Source organism: Synechococcus sp. Tobar12-5m-g, from assembly GCF_024345415.1.
Taxonomy (GTDB): domain Bacteria; phylum Cyanobacteriota; class Cyanobacteriia; order PCC-6307; family Cyanobiaceae; genus Regnicoccus.
The window spans coordinates 17,981-32,803 of record NZ_JAGQBB010000014.1 but is presented as its reverse complement, the minus strand read 5'-3'; the positions used below and the strand labels follow the sequence as shown (position 1 = coordinate 32,803).

General features: G+C 68.2%; 13 protein-coding genes, 2 tRNA genes and 1 pseudogene. 8 read left to right on the top strand and 8 right to left on the bottom strand.

Going from position 1 to position 14,823, the window contains the following annotated elements; genetic code table 11:
* Positions 1-12 precede the first annotated feature (12 nt).
* Entirely contained in the window at positions 13-1,149 is a 1,137-nt protein-coding gene (locus tag KBY66_RS09890) for a sirohydrochlorin chelatase (protein ID WP_255089208.1), read from the top strand.
* 328 nt (positions 1,150-1,477) lie between these two features.
* On the top strand, positions 1,478-1,720 hold the full coding sequence (locus KBY66_RS09885; RefSeq protein ID WP_255089206.1) for a DUF2811 domain-containing protein: 243 nt from the start codon (positions 1,478-1,480) through the stop codon (positions 1,718-1,720).
* 135 nt (positions 1,721-1,855) lie between these two features.
* Here KBY66_RS09885 and KBY66_RS09880 read toward each other — a convergent pair whose 3' ends face one another.
* The gene (locus tag KBY66_RS09880) at positions 1,856-3,532 is read right to left on the bottom strand and encodes a GMC oxidoreductase (RefSeq protein ID WP_255089276.1); all 1,677 of its coding nucleotides are present in this window, start codon (positions 3,530-3,532) and stop codon (positions 1,856-1,858) included.
* A 140-nt stretch (positions 3,533-3,672) separates the two neighbouring features.
* Positions 3,673-3,749 (bottom strand) — tRNA-Met (locus KBY66_RS09875).
* A gap of 109 nt (positions 3,750-3,858) precedes the next feature.
* On the opposite strand from KBY66_RS09875, the gene KBY66_RS09870 reads away from it, so the two are divergent.
* Positions 3,859-4,878 (top strand): DUF475 domain-containing protein, encoded by a 1,020-nt coding sequence (locus KBY66_RS09870; protein ID WP_255089205.1) that lies wholly within the window; start codon positions 3,859-3,861, stop codon positions 4,876-4,878.
* Between the two features lie 2 nt (positions 4,879-4,880).
* On the opposite strand, the gene KBY66_RS09865 is transcribed toward KBY66_RS09870, so the two are convergent.
* From KBY66_RS09865 to KBY66_RS09850, 4 genes and pseudogenes are all read right to left on the bottom strand, one after another.
* Positions 4,881-5,852: an asparaginase gene (locus KBY66_RS09865; RefSeq protein ID WP_255089204.1), complete on the bottom strand. Its 972-nt coding sequence runs from the start codon at positions 5,850-5,852 to the stop codon at positions 4,881-4,883.
* A gap of 13 nt (positions 5,853-5,865) precedes the next feature.
* The gene (locus tag KBY66_RS09860) at positions 5,866-6,369 is read right to left on the bottom strand and encodes a CGLD27 family protein (RefSeq protein ID WP_255089202.1); all 504 of its coding nucleotides are present in this window, start codon (positions 6,367-6,369) and stop codon (positions 5,866-5,868) included.
* Positions 6,370-6,400: 31 nt separating this feature from the next.
* Positions 6,401-6,757, bottom strand: a pseudogene (rsfS, locus tag KBY66_RS09855) (ribosome silencing factor); the annotation flags it as partial.
* Positions 6,750-7,385, bottom strand: a complete 636-nt coding sequence (locus KBY66_RS09850; RefSeq protein WP_255089201.1) for a DUF3318 domain-containing protein — start codon at positions 7,383-7,385, stop codon at positions 6,750-6,752. The gene KBY66_RS09850 and the pseudogene rsfS, both read right to left, overlap by 8 nt.
* 114 nt (positions 7,386-7,499) lie before the next feature.
* Between KBY66_RS09850 and carB the strand changes: the two genes are divergently transcribed.
* Together carB and KBY66_RS09840 are read left to right on the top strand one after the other, a co-directional pair.
* Positions 7,500-10,805, top strand: a complete 3,306-nt coding sequence (carB, locus tag KBY66_RS09845; protein ID WP_255089200.1) for a carbamoyl-phosphate synthase large subunit — start codon at positions 7,500-7,502, stop codon at positions 10,803-10,805.
* A 26-nt stretch (positions 10,806-10,831) separates the two neighbouring features.
* The gene (locus tag KBY66_RS09840) at positions 10,832-11,554 is read left to right on the top strand and encodes a DUF3386 domain-containing protein (protein ID WP_255089196.1); all 723 of its coding nucleotides are present in this window, start codon (positions 10,832-10,834) and stop codon (positions 11,552-11,554) included.
* Between the two features lie 40 nt (positions 11,555-11,594).
* Here KBY66_RS09840 and KBY66_RS09835 read toward each other — a convergent pair whose 3' ends face one another.
* Together KBY66_RS09835 and KBY66_RS09830 are read right to left on the bottom strand one after the other, a co-directional pair.
* Positions 11,595-11,825 carry a DUF6447 family protein gene (locus KBY66_RS09835; RefSeq protein ID WP_255089194.1) on the bottom strand — a complete coding sequence of 77 codons (231 nt, stop codon included), beginning with the start codon at positions 11,823-11,825 and terminating at the stop codon, positions 11,595-11,597.
* Positions 11,826-11,902: 77 nt separating this feature from the next.
* Positions 11,903-13,642 carry an ABC transporter ATP-binding protein gene (locus KBY66_RS09830; protein WP_255089192.1) on the bottom strand — a complete coding sequence of 580 codons (1,740 nt, stop codon included), beginning with the start codon at positions 13,640-13,642 and terminating at the stop codon, positions 11,903-11,905.
* Between the two features lie 49 nt (positions 13,643-13,691).
* Between KBY66_RS09830 and KBY66_RS09825 the strand changes: the two genes are divergently transcribed.
* The 3 genes from KBY66_RS09825 (at position 13,692) to KBY66_RS09815 (ending at position 14,819) form a co-directional block, all read left to right on the top strand.
* Entirely contained in the window at positions 13,692-13,877 is a 186-nt protein-coding gene (locus KBY66_RS09825; RefSeq protein WP_255089191.1) for an RNA-binding S4 domain-containing protein, read from the top strand.
* 31 nt (positions 13,878-13,908) lie between these two features.
* A complete protein-coding gene (tpiA, locus tag KBY66_RS09820) occupies positions 13,909-14,649 on the top strand; it encodes a triose-phosphate isomerase (protein ID WP_255089274.1) in 741 nt (246 codons plus the stop codon).
* 85 nt (positions 14,650-14,734) lie between these two features.
* Positions 14,735-14,819: transfer RNA gene (locus KBY66_RS09815), tRNA-Ser, on the top strand.
* The last annotated feature ends 4 nt before the right edge of the window (positions 14,820-14,823 follow it).

Genomic DNA, 14,823 nt, shown 5'->3' with positions numbered 1-14,823 from the left:
GCAGGTCAGCCCATGGTTTCTTCCCCGCCCCTCTCCCCCCCAGAGTCAGGCCCCGATCACAAGCTTGGTGTGCTGCTCTGCGGCCACGGAAGTCGCAACCGCCAGGCGGTTGCGGAATTCGCCCAGCTCGCCGCCGGGTTGCGCCAGCGGATGCCTGCGGTGCCGGTGGAGTACGGGTATCTGGAATTCGCCCGCCCGATCCTGCGCGATGGCCTCGAGCGCCTGCGGCAGCAGGGGGTGACCCGGGTGCTGGCGGTGCCGGGGATGCTGTTCGCAGCCGGACACGCCAAGAACGACATCCCCTCGGTGCTCAACACCTACGCCGCCGAAACCGGCCTGCCCATCGACTACGGCCGTGAACTGGGCATCGACCTGAAGATGATCCAGGCCGCCGCCGCCCGCATCCGCGAGGCACTCCAGGCGGGCTCCAGCCAGGCTTCCCTGCATGAAACCGTTCTGGTGGTGGTGGGCCGGGGCTCCTCCGATCCCGATGCCAACTCCAACGTCTCGAAGGTGACGCGGATGCTGGTGGAGGGGATGGGCTTCGGCTGGGGTGAAACGCTCTACTCCGGTGTCACCTTCCCCCTGGTGGAGCCGGGTCTGCGCCATGTGGTGAAGCTCGGCTTCCCGCGGGTGGTGGTGTTCCCCTATTTCCTCTTCTCCGGCGTGCTGGTGAGCCGCATCAGGCACCATGCCGAGCGGGTGTCGGCCGATCACCCCGAGCTGGAGTTTCTCCAGGCCTCCTACCTGGGCGACCATCCCCTGGTGATCGACACCTTCCGGGAACGGGTGGCGGAAGTGGTGCGGGGTGACACCCAGATGAACTGCGCGCTTTGCAAGTACCGCGCCCAGGTGCTGGGCTTCGAGACCGAAGTTGGAGCCCCCCAGCAGAGCCACCACCACCATGTCGAGGGGCTGATCGAGGGGTGCACCCTCTGCGAGCGGGAGTGCACCGGGGCTTGCCAGCCCGACGGGGTTCCGATCCCCCTGGGCCATCAGCAATCTCACGATCACAGCCACGGCCATGGGCCGGGCCACACCCACGCGCCCTACCCCCAGGCCGACCATCCCCTGGGTCCCCGCACCCTGGCGGCGGGCGGCGCAGCCGTCTCGGTCGCCGCCGAGTCCCAAGAGACAAATGACAGATAAGTTGTTCTGATCGAGGGGCGATTTCCCCAGAGGACCGGGCTTTTCCACAGCGAAAGGTGGCTTTTTCCACAGACCGGTCGCCTGGAAGCGGCTTGAAAGCAAAGCCCCTGGGGATTTTGACCGATTCAGACGCCAGAACTTGACAGCCGCGAGCCAGGACTTTTCCGGTCCGCTCACCTCCGGGGGGACCACTGAAAACAGTGCTGGCGGCAGGCTGTCTCACTGCGGTTCTGCGTGGGCATCGCTGGGATGGCCCGTTTTGACGCCGGGCCCTGGTCTGTGGCTTGCTTGGGGCTCACGAATGCGGGACTGGGTCTTGAGCAACGGTTTGGATCAAGGCCCGGGACGGGATGGTGGGGCCGAGCTGGCTGAGCTGGTGAGCCTGGAGGCGGAGATTCCCGAGGTGCTCTTCAACGGGATGCGTGAGTTCATCCGCTGCCACCCCCATTGGGACCAGTACCGGCTGGTCAGCTCGGCATTGGCCAGCTTCCTGTTTCAGAACGGCTGCACCGATCGCAACGTCACCCAGCACTACCTGAACGGCCTGTTCCTGCGGAAGGATCCCGGCTGACGCCCATAAAAAAGCGGGGACGCAACGCCCCCGCTTTGGTTTCTCCCTTGCCCGACCCTGTGAAAGGTCGCCCCGTGATTGTGCGGTGGGGCCGTCTCGGAGGTTGTGGTCGTTGACACCAGAATCCAGGCCAGGTCAGGAGCCGCGCACAAGGTCCGCTGCCGCCCGCTCGCAGGCCCTCCAGGTGATCGCCATCTCCGTGAGCGTGGGGCTCTGCCAGCCGGAGCTGGGCCAGCAGGCCCCATCGGTGACCAGCAGGTTGGGGGCCTGCCAGCAGCGGTTCCAGCGGTCGACCACCCCCTGCTCCGGCGCGATCGCCATGCGGGCGCCGCCCAGCTCATGGATGTAGTAGCCGGGGGGGGGCGCCCCATCGGCCAGGGCCAGCCCCCGGCGCAGCAACGGCTCAGCCAGGGGAATCAGGAACAGGTCCTCCAGGGCCTGGATCCGGCCGCCGGCCGCTGCCACCACCGCCGCCATGCGGGCTTGCATGTGTTCCACCAGGCGGGTTTCGTTCTCGCCCCAGCGGCAGTCGATGTGGGGGGTGGGCAGGCCCCAGGCATCGACGGCGCCAGCGTTGAGGGTGAGCCGGTTGTGGGCCTGGGGCAGCACCTCGCCATGGCCGATCAGGAAGCCGACCGCCTCGCTGTGGCGGCGCTTGAGCAGGCCGGGGGGATCGAAGCGCTGCAGCCCCGCCCAGATCCCATAGCCCCGCAGGAACGGCAGGGGGTCCCCGTCCCCCAGGTTCACGGTGTTGGGGATGAAGGCGCTGCCGGCGGCAGAGAGTTCGGTGGGCTCCCTGGGAGCCGGCTGGTCGGGGATCGCGAAGAAGCGGCAGCTGGAGATGTGATCCATCAGGTAGCGACCCAGGCAACCTGAGGGATCCTCCAGGCCGCCGGCCCGATGCTCGCAGCTGGAGTGCAGCAGGATCCGCACCGATTCCAGGGTGGAGGCGCAGAGCACCACCAGGCCCGCCGTCGCCCGCCGCCGCTGGCCGCCGATCCGCTCGACGAACACCACGCCGCTGGCCCTGGCCTGGCCGCTTCCAGCGCTGCACGCGAGTTCGACATGGCTGACCACGGCGTTGCTGCGGAGGGTCACCCGGCCTGTCGCCAGGGCCCGGCCGAGGGCGCCGGCCTGGGCACTGGAGGGGGGCCACGGTTGGCCGTCGCTGCGGCGGCCAAGGGCGAAACCGCGGGAATGGATCAGCGGCAGACCCAGCTCCCTGCCGATCGCCCCGCGCAGATGCTGCTCCGCCGGGGTGAACGGCAAGGGCGCCAGGAAGTCCCCATCCGGCAGCTGGGCCAGGCCGTCGCGCTGGCCATGCACCCCGAGCAGCCGCTCCAGCCGGCCGTAGAAGGGGGAAAGGTCGGCGCTGCCGATCGGCCAACCGGGGCCGTGGCCGTCGCGCTCGGCCGCCTTGAACTCGTAGTCGGAGAGGCGCAGGGTGATGCCGCCCCAGGTGAGGCTTTTCCCCCCCACCTGCCGGCCCCGGCTCCAGAGGAAAGGCCGACCCTCGGGGGTCGTGTAGGGGTTCTGGCCCTCGTCGACGAACAGGTTGGGATTCGCCTTCCAGTAACCGGGGTGCTGGGCCTGCAGCCGTTGCACGCCGCTGCTCAGCTTGCTGATCCGCCGCAGGCTGTTGAGTGGTTCGCTGCCGAAGGCCCTGGCCGCGTCCAGATCTGGGCCGGCTTCGAGCACCAGCACCTTCAGCCCCGCTTCGGAGAGCACCATGGCGGCCACCCCCCCGGTGGCGCCGGATCCGACCACGACCGCGTCGAAGCCGGAGAGATCATCCCGCTGGCTGGCCGTCATCTCCAGACGATCCAGGTCCGCCAATCCGATCCACCTATCCAGATCCACCCATCCAAGCAACCAGTCCGGGCACGATGAACCGAGCAGCCCATCCAAGCAAAAAGCCCGGAAACCATGCGGTCACCGGGCTTTCTGTCGTTTGGTGGCGGGGAGGAGATTTGAACTCCTGACCTTCGGGTTATGAGCCCGACGAGCTACCAGACTGCTCTACCCCGCGTTGCAAATCACCAGGCTGGAGAACCTGGGGACTGGGATGTCACCGCTTGGCTTCACCTCGGTGATCCTATAAGCCAGGGGTACCTTCCGGCAATGGTCCGCCTCCGCCCATGGGCCGTTACCTCCCCTACATCCGGTGGCCCCTGCTCTGCTGCCTGGTCGGTCTGAGCGCCATCCTGATCAGCCGGGGCTGGCAGGCGGCCTGGATCACCCTGGTGCTGCTGGTGCTGGAGATCAGCCTCTCCTTCGACAACGCCGTGGTGAACGCCCGGGTGCTGGAGCGGCTCACACCCGGCCAGCAGCGCTTCTTCCTGACCTGGGGTCTGGTGATCCCGGTGTTCGGTGTGCGCTTCCTCGGCCCCCTGGCGCTGGTGGCCCTGGCCGGGGGGGTGGGCCTAGCCGAGGCCTGGGATGCCGCCCTGCACCAACCCGAGCATTACAAGGAGCTCCTCGAGCTCGCGGAGCCGCGCATCCTGGCCTTCGGCGGCATGTTCCTGCTGATGGTCTTCCTGCGTTACTTCTTCAATGAGGCCAAGACCCTGCACTGGTGGCAGCGGATCGAGTCGAGGCTCAGCTCGGCGGGGCGGATCGAATCCCTGGAGGCGGCCCTGGCGGTGCTGGTGCTGCTGGCGGTGGCGCTGGTGCTGCCGGCTTCCCAGCGCGCCGATGTGCTGATCAGTGGTCTGATCGGCCTGGTGCTGCAGATCATCAGCACCTCCCTGGCCCAGGCCTTCGGCGGCGAAGAGGAGGCGATGGGGCGGATCGCCGCCTCGGGCGGCCTGGCCAGTCTGGTGTACCTGGAGCTGCTCGATGCCTCCTTCAGCCTCGATGGCACGATCGGGGCCTTCGCGATCACCAATCAGCTGCCCCTGATCCTGGCGGGCCTGGGCCTCGGCGCCCTGTTCGTGCGCGGTCTCACGGTGATGCTGAGCCGCGAGAGGGCCCTCGACCAGCTGATCTACCTGGAGCATGGAGCCCATTACGCCATCGGCGCCCTGGGTCTGCTGATGCTGCTCGGCGTGGTGCTGACCCGCTGGGGGCTGCATGTGCCCGAATGGCTCAGCGGCCTGATCGGGGTGGTGCTTCTGGCCTTCTCGCTTTGGGATTCCCTCCGCCACAGCCGCCGGTGAGATCAGTCGAAGCGCAGTTCCCCCTTCACCACAAGTTCCAGGCCCAGGCCCGGCACCAGGAACTGCTGGCCCAGCTCTTCGAGGGTGAGGGGGGTGAGCCAGTCGAGCTGCCGGAGCAGGTGCAGCACCACGGCCTGCTTGGCGCGGCTGGCACCGTCCTCCACCTTGATCGCCAGGCCCAGGCCCTCGCCCATCCGGGCCAGGCACTGGATGCCTTCGGCTCCGCCTTTGCTCACCACCAGCCCATGGCTGCGGCGCATCAACTCGGTGTCGAAGCGGCCGTCACCGGCCACCAGATCGGGGTGGGCCAGCATCGCCCGGCTCAGCCGTTCCAGCTCGGGTTGCTCGGAGGCTCCGAGGTGGGCAAACAGCAGGGCCATCTGGGCGAGCTGCATCTGCAGGGTGGGGGCGCCGCAGTCGTCGCGGGCGGTGACCAGCTCGGCACCCGGCAGGCCGAGCAGTTCCCCCACCCGTTTGAGCAGTTGCTGCTGGAGGGGATGGTCGATCTGGAGGTAGGTGTCCAGCGCCCAGTTCATCCGCCGGCAGGTGGCGAGGAAGGCGGCGTGCTTGCCGGAGCAGTTGTGCTCCAGGGGGCTGGCCCCCTGCCGGGGGGGCGGACACTGCAGACGATCGGCTTCGAGATCGGCGCTCCAGAGAATCTTGAAGGCTTCGCGGGCATGGGCCGGCGTGCCGGCATGGGAGGAGCAGGCGATCGCCAGGCCCCGCTCGCCGCTGCCGGTCTGGTCGGCGGCGCCGCTGCTCACGAACATCTGGGCCTGGAAGGGCTTGAGCGCGGAGCGCACGAAGCACAGCCGCTGGGGGTCGCCGGCCCGCATCAGCACCCGCCCCCGCTGGTCGCAGACCACCGCGTGCACCCGGTGCACCGACTCGGTGATGCCGTTGCGCAGCAGCAGCACCTGGAGCGGCGGTACCCCCGGGCGCTGGGGGGCGCTGAAACTCGAAGACAGGGTCATCAACGGGGAGTTTTCAAAGAGCCTGGCAGAGCCCAGTCCCGAGCAGGATCAGGCCGGCAGCCACCGCCAGGCCGAGCTCCAGCCGCGCCAGCACCGGCCGCACCTCATGGCGGGCCACGAGCAGATCCTGCTGACGCCAGGCCAGCGGCTTCTCCCACACCTGGCCGTCGTACCAGCCCGATTCCTCGTACTCCACCCGCTCCGAGCGCAGCCGCCGGTGCACGTAGTTCCAGCCGAGCCACTGGCGCATCAACAGGAATGCCGCCGGCAGAACGGATGACACCGCCGCGGCGAGCAGGAGGCGGGGGATGTCGTGGCGCAGGGGCCAGCTTCCGCTGGCGATCAGCAGGCAGAGGGGAAGGCTCAGCAGCCAGCAAAAAGCCAGGGGGCGGATCAGCCCTTGGAGCGTGGTGGCGGGCCAGGTGAAGAACCAGGACCCGCAGAGCTGGCGATACTCCTCAAGGGGCCGCTGGTTCGTCGGCACCGGACAGGGCGATGACGGGCAGACCTGATCCATGGGCGCGCGCGGGGAGACTGTCGGCGGGCTGGGCAGTCACTGAGCTTAAGAACGGCACCTGTTCACCGTGCCCCCAGAAGGCTTCGAGGTCGTAGTACTGGCGATCCCTGGCACTCAGCACATGGACGATCAGCTCGCCGTAGTCGAGCAGCACCCAGTGGCCCTCCCGCTGGCCCTCCTTGCCTCGCGGCAACCGGGCGGCCTCCGTTTCCAACCGGTCCTCCACCGAGCGGGCGATTGCCCTCACCTGCACATCGGAGAGCCCGGAGCAGATCACGAACCAGTCGGCCAGCGACGACACCGCATCGACCCGGATCATCCGGATGTCCACCGCCTTCCGGTCGTCGCAGGCCTCGGCGGCAAGGCGGGCAAGCTGATCACTATCCATAGACGTTCTCGCTGGTGACGGACTGGCGGCTTCCCTGCTGCTGGGCCATTTCGGCCCTTGCCTTCTCCGCACTCTTGCGCAGGGCTTCGAGCCGGTCTTCGTAGAAGGAGCGCTTGCGTTTCTTGCGGGTCTGCTCCACCAGCTCCTTGAGGGCTCCGCCCAGGCTCTTGTAGGCATTGGGCAGGCTGTAGCCGAAGCGGGTGGCCAGGGAAATGGCCCGCTCATCCGCCGCGATGGCGTCCTGGAGGCGCTTCTCGGAGTTGTTCTTGAGGTAGAGCCGGTAGCCGGCGAAGCCCGAGAGGCCCATGGCCATCACCAGCAGCAGGCCGTCCTGCACCCACAGCTCGCCGATGGCACCGCCCAGGCCGATCGCCAAGGCCGCCATTTCCCAGCCATCGCGGGGGACGGCGTCGTTCTGGACCCGGCCCACCTCATGCCAGAACAGCAGATTGCGGTGATCAAGGGCGAGCTGGTCCCACTTCTCCAGATCCAGCTGGATTTCCACTTCATCCCGGCCGATTTCCTCGATCGTGATCAGGGCAGGATCGGCGGAGGCGGCGGCTTCCACGAACACCCAGCTCTGCATCTCCGGAGGGAGGAGCCCCTTCAGGCGCTGGAGTTCGCTCATGAAACCGTCGGACGTCGTGACGATCTTCCATGTTAGCGACGCCTACCACCTCAGCTGGCCAGGGAGCAGCTGAGAGCGTGAGAGGCTAAGCCCGTTTGGCCTTCGAACCACCCCATGCCCCGTCGCACGGATCTGCGTCGCATCCTGCTGCTGGGTTCCGGGCCGATCGTGATCGGCCAGGCCTGCGAATTCGACTACTCCGGCACCCAGGCCTGCAAGGCCCTGCGGGCAGAGGGATTCGAGGTGGTGCTGATCAATTCCAATCCCGCCTCGATCATGACCGATCCGGACATGGCGGATCGCACCTACATCGAGCCGCTCACCCCCGAGCTGGTGGCCCGGGTGATCGCCATCGAGCGCCCCGATGCCCTGCTGCCCACCATGGGCGGCCAGACCGCCCTCAACCTGGCGGTGGCCCTGGCGGAGAACGGCACCCTGGAGCGTTACGGCGTCGAGCTGATCGGCGCCAACCTGGCCGCGATCCAGAAGGCGGAGGACCGCAGCCTGTTCAAGCAGGCGATGGAGCGGATCGGCGTGGCGGTCTGCCCCTCCGGGATCGCCTCATCGCTGGAGGAAGCCGAATCCGTCGGTGAGCAGATCGGCGGCTATCCCCGCATCATCCGGCCGGCCTTCACCCTGGGGGGATCCGGTGGCGGCATCGCCTACAACCCGGAGGAGTTCCACGCCTTCTGCAAGAGCGGCCTGGAGGCCAGCCCCGTCTCCCAGATCCTGATCGAGCAGTCGCTGATCGGCTGGAAGGAGTTCGAGCTGGAGGTGATGCGCGATCTGGCCGACAACGTGGTGATCGTGTGCTCGATCGAGAACCTCGACCCGATGGGGGTCCACACCGGCGATTCGATCACCGTAGCCCCCGCCCAGACCCTCACCGACCGCGAATACCAGCGGCTGCGGGATCAATCGATCGCGATCATCCGGGAGATCGGCGTCGAGACCGGCGGCAGCAACATCCAGTTCGCCATCAACCCCGCCAACGGCGACGTGGTGGTGATCGAGATGAACCCGCGGGTGAGCCGGAGCTCGGCGCTGGCCTCGAAGGCCACTGGCTTTCCGATTGCCAAGATCGCCGCCCGCCTGGCGGTGGGCTACACCCTCGACGAGATCCTCAACGACATCACCGGCGCCACCCCGGCCTGCTTCGAGCCCACGATCGACTACGTGGTGACCAAGATCCCGCGCTTCGCCTTCGAGAAGTTCCGCGGCAGCCCCGCGGTGCTCACCACCTCGATGAAATCCGTGGGGGAGGCGATGGCGATCGGGCGCAGCTTCGAGGAATCGTTCCAGAAGGCGGTGCGCTCGCTGGAAACCGGCCACGCCGGCTGGGGCTGCGACCGGCCCGACCCGCTCCTCGCTGGCGCTGACCTCGACCGGCTGCTGCGCACCCCCTCGCCGGACCGGATCTTCGCGGTGCGCGCCGCCCTGGTGGCCGGCCGCAGCGACCAGGACATCCACCGGATCAGCGCCATTGACCCCTGGTTCATCGCCAAGCTGCGCCGCCTTCTGGAGGCCCAGGCCCGCCTGCTCAGCGGCCGTCCGCTCGACGCCCTCAAGGCGGCGGAGCTGCTGGAGCTCAAGCAGCTGGGCTTCTCCGATCGCCAGATCGCCTGGGCCACCGGCAGCGACGAACTGACGGTGCGCCGCACCCGCCAGGGCCTGGGGGTGAACGCCGTGTTCAAGACCGTGGACACCTGTGCCGCCGAGTTCGCTTCCACCACTCCTTATCACTACTCCACCTATGAGCGGCCCCTGGAGCGGATCGACGAGGAGGGTGGCCTTCGTCCCCTGCCGCCGGCCGACGAGGTGCAGCCGGAGAGCCGGCGCAAGGTGATGATCCTCGGCGGCGGACCCAACCGGATCGGCCAGGGGATCGAGTTCGACTACTGCTGCTGCCACGCCTCCTTCGCCCTCCAGGCCGAGGGCTTCGCCACGGTGATGGTCAACAGCAACCCGGAAACCGTTTCCACCGACTACGACACCAGCGACCGGCTCTACTTCGAGCCCCTCACCCTCGAAGACGTGCTCAATGTGATCGAGGCCGAGCACCCCGAGGGGGTGATCGTGCAGTTCGGCGGCCAGACGCCCCTGAAGCTCGCCCTGCCACTGCAGCGCTGGCTGGCCACGCCGGAGGGCCGCGCCACCGGCACCCGCCTCTGGGGCACCTCACCCGAATCCATCGACGCGGCCGAAGACCGCGAGCGGTTCGAGGCGATCCTGCGTCGGCTCGAGATCCGTCAACCCCGCAACGGCCTGGCCCGCAGCGAGTCCGAGGCCCGCAGCGTGGCGGCCCGGGTGGGCTATCCCGTCGTGGTGCGCCCCAGCTACGTGCTGGGGGGCCGCGCCATGGAGGTGGTGTTCGATGAGGCTGAACTCAACCGCTACATGGCCGAAGCCGTCCAGGTGGAACCGGACCACCCGGTGCTGATTGACCAGTACCTGGAGAACGCCATCGAGGTGGACGTGGACGCCCTGGCCGACCGGGAAGGCCGGGTGGTGATCGGCGGGTTGATGGAGCACATCGAGCCGGCCGGCATCCACTCCGGCGATTCGGCCTGCTGCCTGCCGGCGGTGTCGCTGGGCGCTGAGGCCCTGGCCACGATCCGCCGGTGGACCCGGGATCTGGCTCTGGCCCTGGAGGTGACAGGGCTGATCAACCTGCAGTTCGCCGTGCAGGGCGAGCGGGTGTTCATCATCGAGGCCAACCCCCGTGCCTCCCGCACGGTGCCGTTCGTGGCCAAGGCCACCGGCGTGGCGCTGGCCAAGATCGCCAGCCAGCTGATGGCCGGCCGCAGCCTGGCCGAGCTGGGCCTCATCGCCGAACCCCACCCACCGCTGCAGAACGTCAAGGAGGCGGTGCTGCCATTCAAGCGATTCCCGGGCTCCGACACCCTGCTCGGCCCGGAGATGCGCTCCACCGGGGAGGTGATGGGCAGCGCCGCCAGCTTCGGGATGGCCTATGCCAAGGCCGAGATCGCTGCCGGTGAGGGGCTTCCCACCGGCGGCACGGTGTTCCTCTCCACCCACGACCGCGACAAGCCTTCCCTGCTGCCGGTGGCCCGGCGCCTGCATGAGCTGGGCTTCGCCCTGATCGCCACCACCGGTACCGCCGAAGCGCTTCGGGCAGCCGGGCTGGACGTGGAGCCGATCCTCAAGGTGCACGAAGGACGTCCCAACATCGAGGACGCGATCCGCACGGGCCTCATCCAGCTGATCATCAACACGCCGATCGGTCGGCAGGCTGCCCACGACGACAAGTACCTCCGCCGCGCCGCCCTCGACTACGCCGTTCCCACGGTCACCACCCTGGCGGGGGCCCGGGCGGCAGTGGAGGCGATCGCCACCCTCCAGAGCCAGGAGCTCACGGTGGTGGCCCTGCAGGACATCCACCCCGGCTCCGCTGGGTAGGCTGCGGGAACCGCCGCAGGATCGCCTTGACCAGCACCGCCCCCGCCCCGGCCAGCAGCGCCCCGGTCTCCCCCGGCAATGCACCAGTCCCCCCCGGCACCGACCTGCGCGACCTGTTCCGGGCCGCCTACGAGAACCGCTACACCTGGGATCCCGGCTTCGGCGGCTACCAGGGTCGCTGCGTCTGGGAGCAGGGGGAGCGCCGGGTGCAGGGCCAGTTCACCGTGGGCGCCGACCTCAAGGCCAGGGTGGAGGGCGTCGAGGACGAGGCGGTGAACAAGGCGATCGGCTCCCAGCTCTGGGAGGTCTGCATCCACCGGGTGCGGCGCAGCTTCGAGCAGACCCACGGCGAGAACAGCTTCACCGCCGGCGACACCGACGCGGTGGGTGTGGAAGTGATCGTGGGGGGCAAGAACAGCGGTGATCGTTATCGCATCAACAACAACGTGGTGACGATGGTGCATCGGCACATCCACGGCACCGTGGTGACGATCTTCACCAAGGCCACCACCGACACCGGTGCCGGCTACCTGAGCCGCTGCTACACCAGCTCCTACAGCGACCCGGCCAGCGGCGCCATCAAAGGGGGCACCAGCACCTTCACCGACACCTTCGTGCCGCTTGGCGGCCAGGGGCCCTGGGTGCTCAGCGAGCGGGTGATCGAGACGGAAGCCGGCCCAGGCCCTGGCGGTGAGACCCAGGCAGCAAGCCAGCAGACTTTCCGCTTCGAGGATCTCGCCGCCCTTTGAAGCGCCGGGGCCAGGCTCCCCGGGGGGTTGTCACTCCCGTTCAGCCGCCCTCGGGGAGCGCTTCGATCGCCTTCAGCCGCTCATTGAGCTGGAAGGCCATCGACTGGCGACCGACGGCGAGCACCTTGAGGGTGTCTTCCTGGAAGCGCAGCTGGGCATCGGCCACCTGCATGCCCCGCACCAACTCCTTGACGTCGTCGGGGAGGGCATTGAGGTCGTAGCGCCTGCCCTCGAAGGTGAGCACGGGTGGCAGGGAAGAGGCGTCGGTCAAGGCGTCAGACCACAGGACGAAAGAACGTTACGGCGCAACGTTTGGCAGCCCTCAAGGCAGGCACTGAAGGGGGCCGTTCAGACCGCGACTCGGATCAACTGGCGGTCGCAGAGTTCGCGGTAGCGACCCGCCCGGGCCATCAACTGATCGTGGCTTCCCCGCTCGATGATGCGGCCGGCCTCGAGCACCAGGATCTGGTCCGCCCCCTGCACCGTGACGAGGCGGTGGGCGATCACCAGCACGGTGCGGCCAGCCATCGCCTGGCTGAGGCCCCGTTGCACCGCCTCCTCGGATTCAGCATCCAGGGCGCTGGTGGCCTCATCGAGCAGCATCACTGCCGGGTTGCCCAGCACGGCGCGGGCAATGGCCAGCCGTTGGAGCTGGCCGCCGGAGAAGTTGCTGCCCCGCTCCTCGATCCGGGCGGAGTAGCCGCCGGGCAACGCTTCGATGAAGGCGTCGGCATTGGCCAGTTGGGCCGCTTGGCGCACCTGCTCCAGCGTGGCTGGGCGCCCGAAGCGGATCGCTTCCTCCACCGTGCCGGAGAACACGCTGCTCTGCTGGGGCACCAGGGCCACCGCGCGGCGCAGGTCGCGGGCCCGCAGGCCGGCCAGATCCTGGCCGTCGAGCAATACCTGGCCCCGCTGAGCGGTGTTGAAGCGCAGCAACAGCGAAAACAGGGTGCTTTTGCCGGCGCCCGAAGGACCCACCAGCGCCACCAGCTGGCCAGGTTTGGCCGTGAGTTCGAGGTCACGCAGCACCGGCTGCTCCGGGTCGTAGCCAAACCAGACACCGTTGAGCCGCAACTCCCCCTGCACCGCCCCCAGGGGCCTGGCATCGGGATGGTCGGGGATTTCCATGGCGCCCGATTCGATCTCCTTCAGCCGCCGCAGCGAGGCCTGGCCCTGCTGGAATTCGTTGTAGTTGGTGGTGAGGTGGGAGATCGGATCGATCAGCATCAACAGGGCGGCCACGTAACTGCTGAACCCCTGGCTGTCGAGGCCCCCGGCCTGGATGCGGGCGGCGCCGATCAGCAGCACCGAGAGGATGCCGGCCGCCTCGATGAAGCCCACCACTGGATGCTGCAGGGCGAGCAGCTTCAAGGTGCGGTAGCGGGCGCGGCGGTGCAGGTCGATCTCCTGCTCGAAGCGCTTCTGCAGCCAGGGTTCAGCGGCGTAGGCCCGCACCAGGGGCAAGCCGCTGATCGCCTCCCCCAGCAGGCCGGCCAGCTCACTCACCTGTTTCTGGCTGCGCTCCGCCGCCCCCATCACCCGGGCACCGAAGCTGCTAACCAGCACGGCCACCAGAGGTGCCAGCAGCAGGGTCGCCATCGACAGCTTCCAGTCAAGGAAGACCATGAAGCCGAACACGGCCACCAGCTGCAGCAGGCTGGGGGTGCTGTCCTGAATCGTCTTGTAGATCACCTCGCCGACGCGGTCGGCGTCTTCGGTGAGGCGGTAGGTGAGATCGCCGGCCGAGAGTTTTTCGAGGGCGCCGAACTCCAGCCGCTGCAGGCGGGCGAACAGCTGGCTGCGCAGGGCCTGGCTCACCTGCAGGGCCGGGGCGGCCAGGAGCGTGTCCTGGCCGAACTGGGCCAGTTTCTGGAGCAGGAACACACCCAGGGCCAGGCCGATCACCCGCAGCACGGTGGGGAAATCGCCGGCACCGATCGCCGGAATCAGCTTCCCGGCCAACCAGGCCAGCAACGGCCAGCAGGCCACGAACACCAGCATGCAGGCTCCTCCGGCCCACAACCGGCGCCGGTGGGGCTGCAGCAGCGGCAACAGGCCACGGAAGCCGGCCGGGGAGGGTGCGAGCATCGGCAGACCTTATCAGCGCTGTTCCGGCGCCCCTTGCCCGGCTCGATTCATGCGCCTGGATCAATTTCTCAAGTGGCAGGGCGTGGTGGCCACCGGCGGCGAGGCGAAATTCCGGGTACAGCAAGGTGAGGTGCGGGTGAACGGCGAGGTGGAGCGCCGGCGGGGCCGCCAGCTCTGCCCGGGCGATCGGGTGGTGCTGGGGCGCCACAGCCTGGAGGTTCCCGCCTCGCCTTAAGTTGGCTTTCGCTCCATCGGTAGGGATTCCTGTGCACAAAGCGGTGATCGCCGGCAATTGGAAGATGCACATGACCTGCGCCGAAGCGCGGGCCTATGCCGAAGCGTTCCTGCCGTTGATCGCGAACCTCCCGGAGGACCGGGTCGTGGTGCTGGCCCCCCCGTTCACGTCGATCGAGGCCCTTGGCCAGGCGGTGGCCGGCAGCCAGGTGAAGCTCTCCAGCCAGAACGTGCACTGGGATGGCGGCGGTGCCTACACCGGCGAGATCTCCTCCGAGATGCTGCTGGAGCACGGCGTCACCTACGCGATCGTGGGCCACAGCGAACCGCGCAAGTTTCACTGCGAAAGCGACGAGCAGATCAACCTGAGGGCCCGCAGTGCCCAGGCGGCCGGCCTGATCCCGATCGTTTGCGTGGGCGAAACCGACGCCCAGCACGAGGCGGGCGAAACCGAGCGGGTGATCCGCCGCCAGGTGGAGCAGAGCCTCGAAGATCTCGACCCCAACCGGTTGGTGGTGGCCTATGAGCCGATCTGGGCGATCGGCACCGGCAAGACCTGCGGCGCCGAGGAGGCCAACCGGATCTGCGGCCTGATCCGTCGCTGGGTGGGGCACCCTGAAGTGGTGGTGCAGTACGGCGGCTCGGTCAAGCCCGAGAACATCGATCAGCTGATGGCCCAGAGCGACATCGACGGTGTTCTGGTGGGCGGCGCCTCGCTCGATCCGATCGGCTTCGCCCGCATCGCCCAATATCAGGTGCCGGTGGCGGCCTGAATCGATCCCCCTTCACCAGAGCGCCAGGAGCCGGTGGCATGGGAAAATCCGTGTACATCCCGGCCAATGGTCGTGATGTGCCCCTGGAGGGGTGGTCGAGTGGTTGATGGCTCTGGTCTTGAAAACCAGCGAGGTGCAAGCCTCCGCGGGTTCGAATCCCGCCCCCTCCGTCTG

What these genes read in the sequence shown, in the direction of transcription:
- KBY66_RS09860 (WP_255089202.1), bottom strand. Translation starts at nt 6,369, where the DNA reads ATGGATCAGGTCTGCCCGTCATCGCCCTGTCCGGTGCCGACGAACCAG.
- KBY66_RS09865 (WP_255089204.1), bottom strand. Translation starts at nt 5,852, where the DNA reads ATGACCCTGTCTTCGAGTTTCAGCGCCCCCCAGCGCCCGGGGGTACCG.
- carB (WP_255089200.1), top strand. Translation starts at nt 7,500, where the DNA reads ATGCCCCGTCGCACGGATCTGCGTCGCATCCTGCTGCTGGGTTCCGGG.
- KBY66_RS09825 (WP_255089191.1), top strand. Translation starts at nt 13,692, where the DNA reads ATGCGCCTGGATCAATTTCTCAAGTGGCAGGGCGTGGTGGCCACCGGC.
- KBY66_RS09870 (WP_255089205.1), top strand. Translation starts at nt 3,859, where the DNA reads ATGGGCCGTTACCTCCCCTACATCCGGTGGCCCCTGCTCTGCTGCCTG.
- KBY66_RS09850 (WP_255089201.1), bottom strand. Translation starts at nt 7,385, where the DNA reads ATGAGCGAACTCCAGCGCCTGAAGGGGCTCCTCCCTCCGGAGATGCAG.
- KBY66_RS09830 (WP_255089192.1), bottom strand. Translation starts at nt 13,642, where the DNA reads ATGCTCGCACCCTCCCCGGCCGGCTTCCGTGGCCTGTTGCCGCTGCTG.
- KBY66_RS09890 (WP_255089208.1), top strand. Translation starts at nt 13, where the DNA reads ATGGTTTCTTCCCCGCCCCTCTCCCCCCCAGAGTCAGGCCCCGATCAC.
- KBY66_RS09880 (WP_255089276.1), bottom strand. Translation starts at nt 3,532, where the DNA reads ATGACGGCCAGCCAGCGGGATGATCTCTCCGGCTTCGACGCGGTCGTG.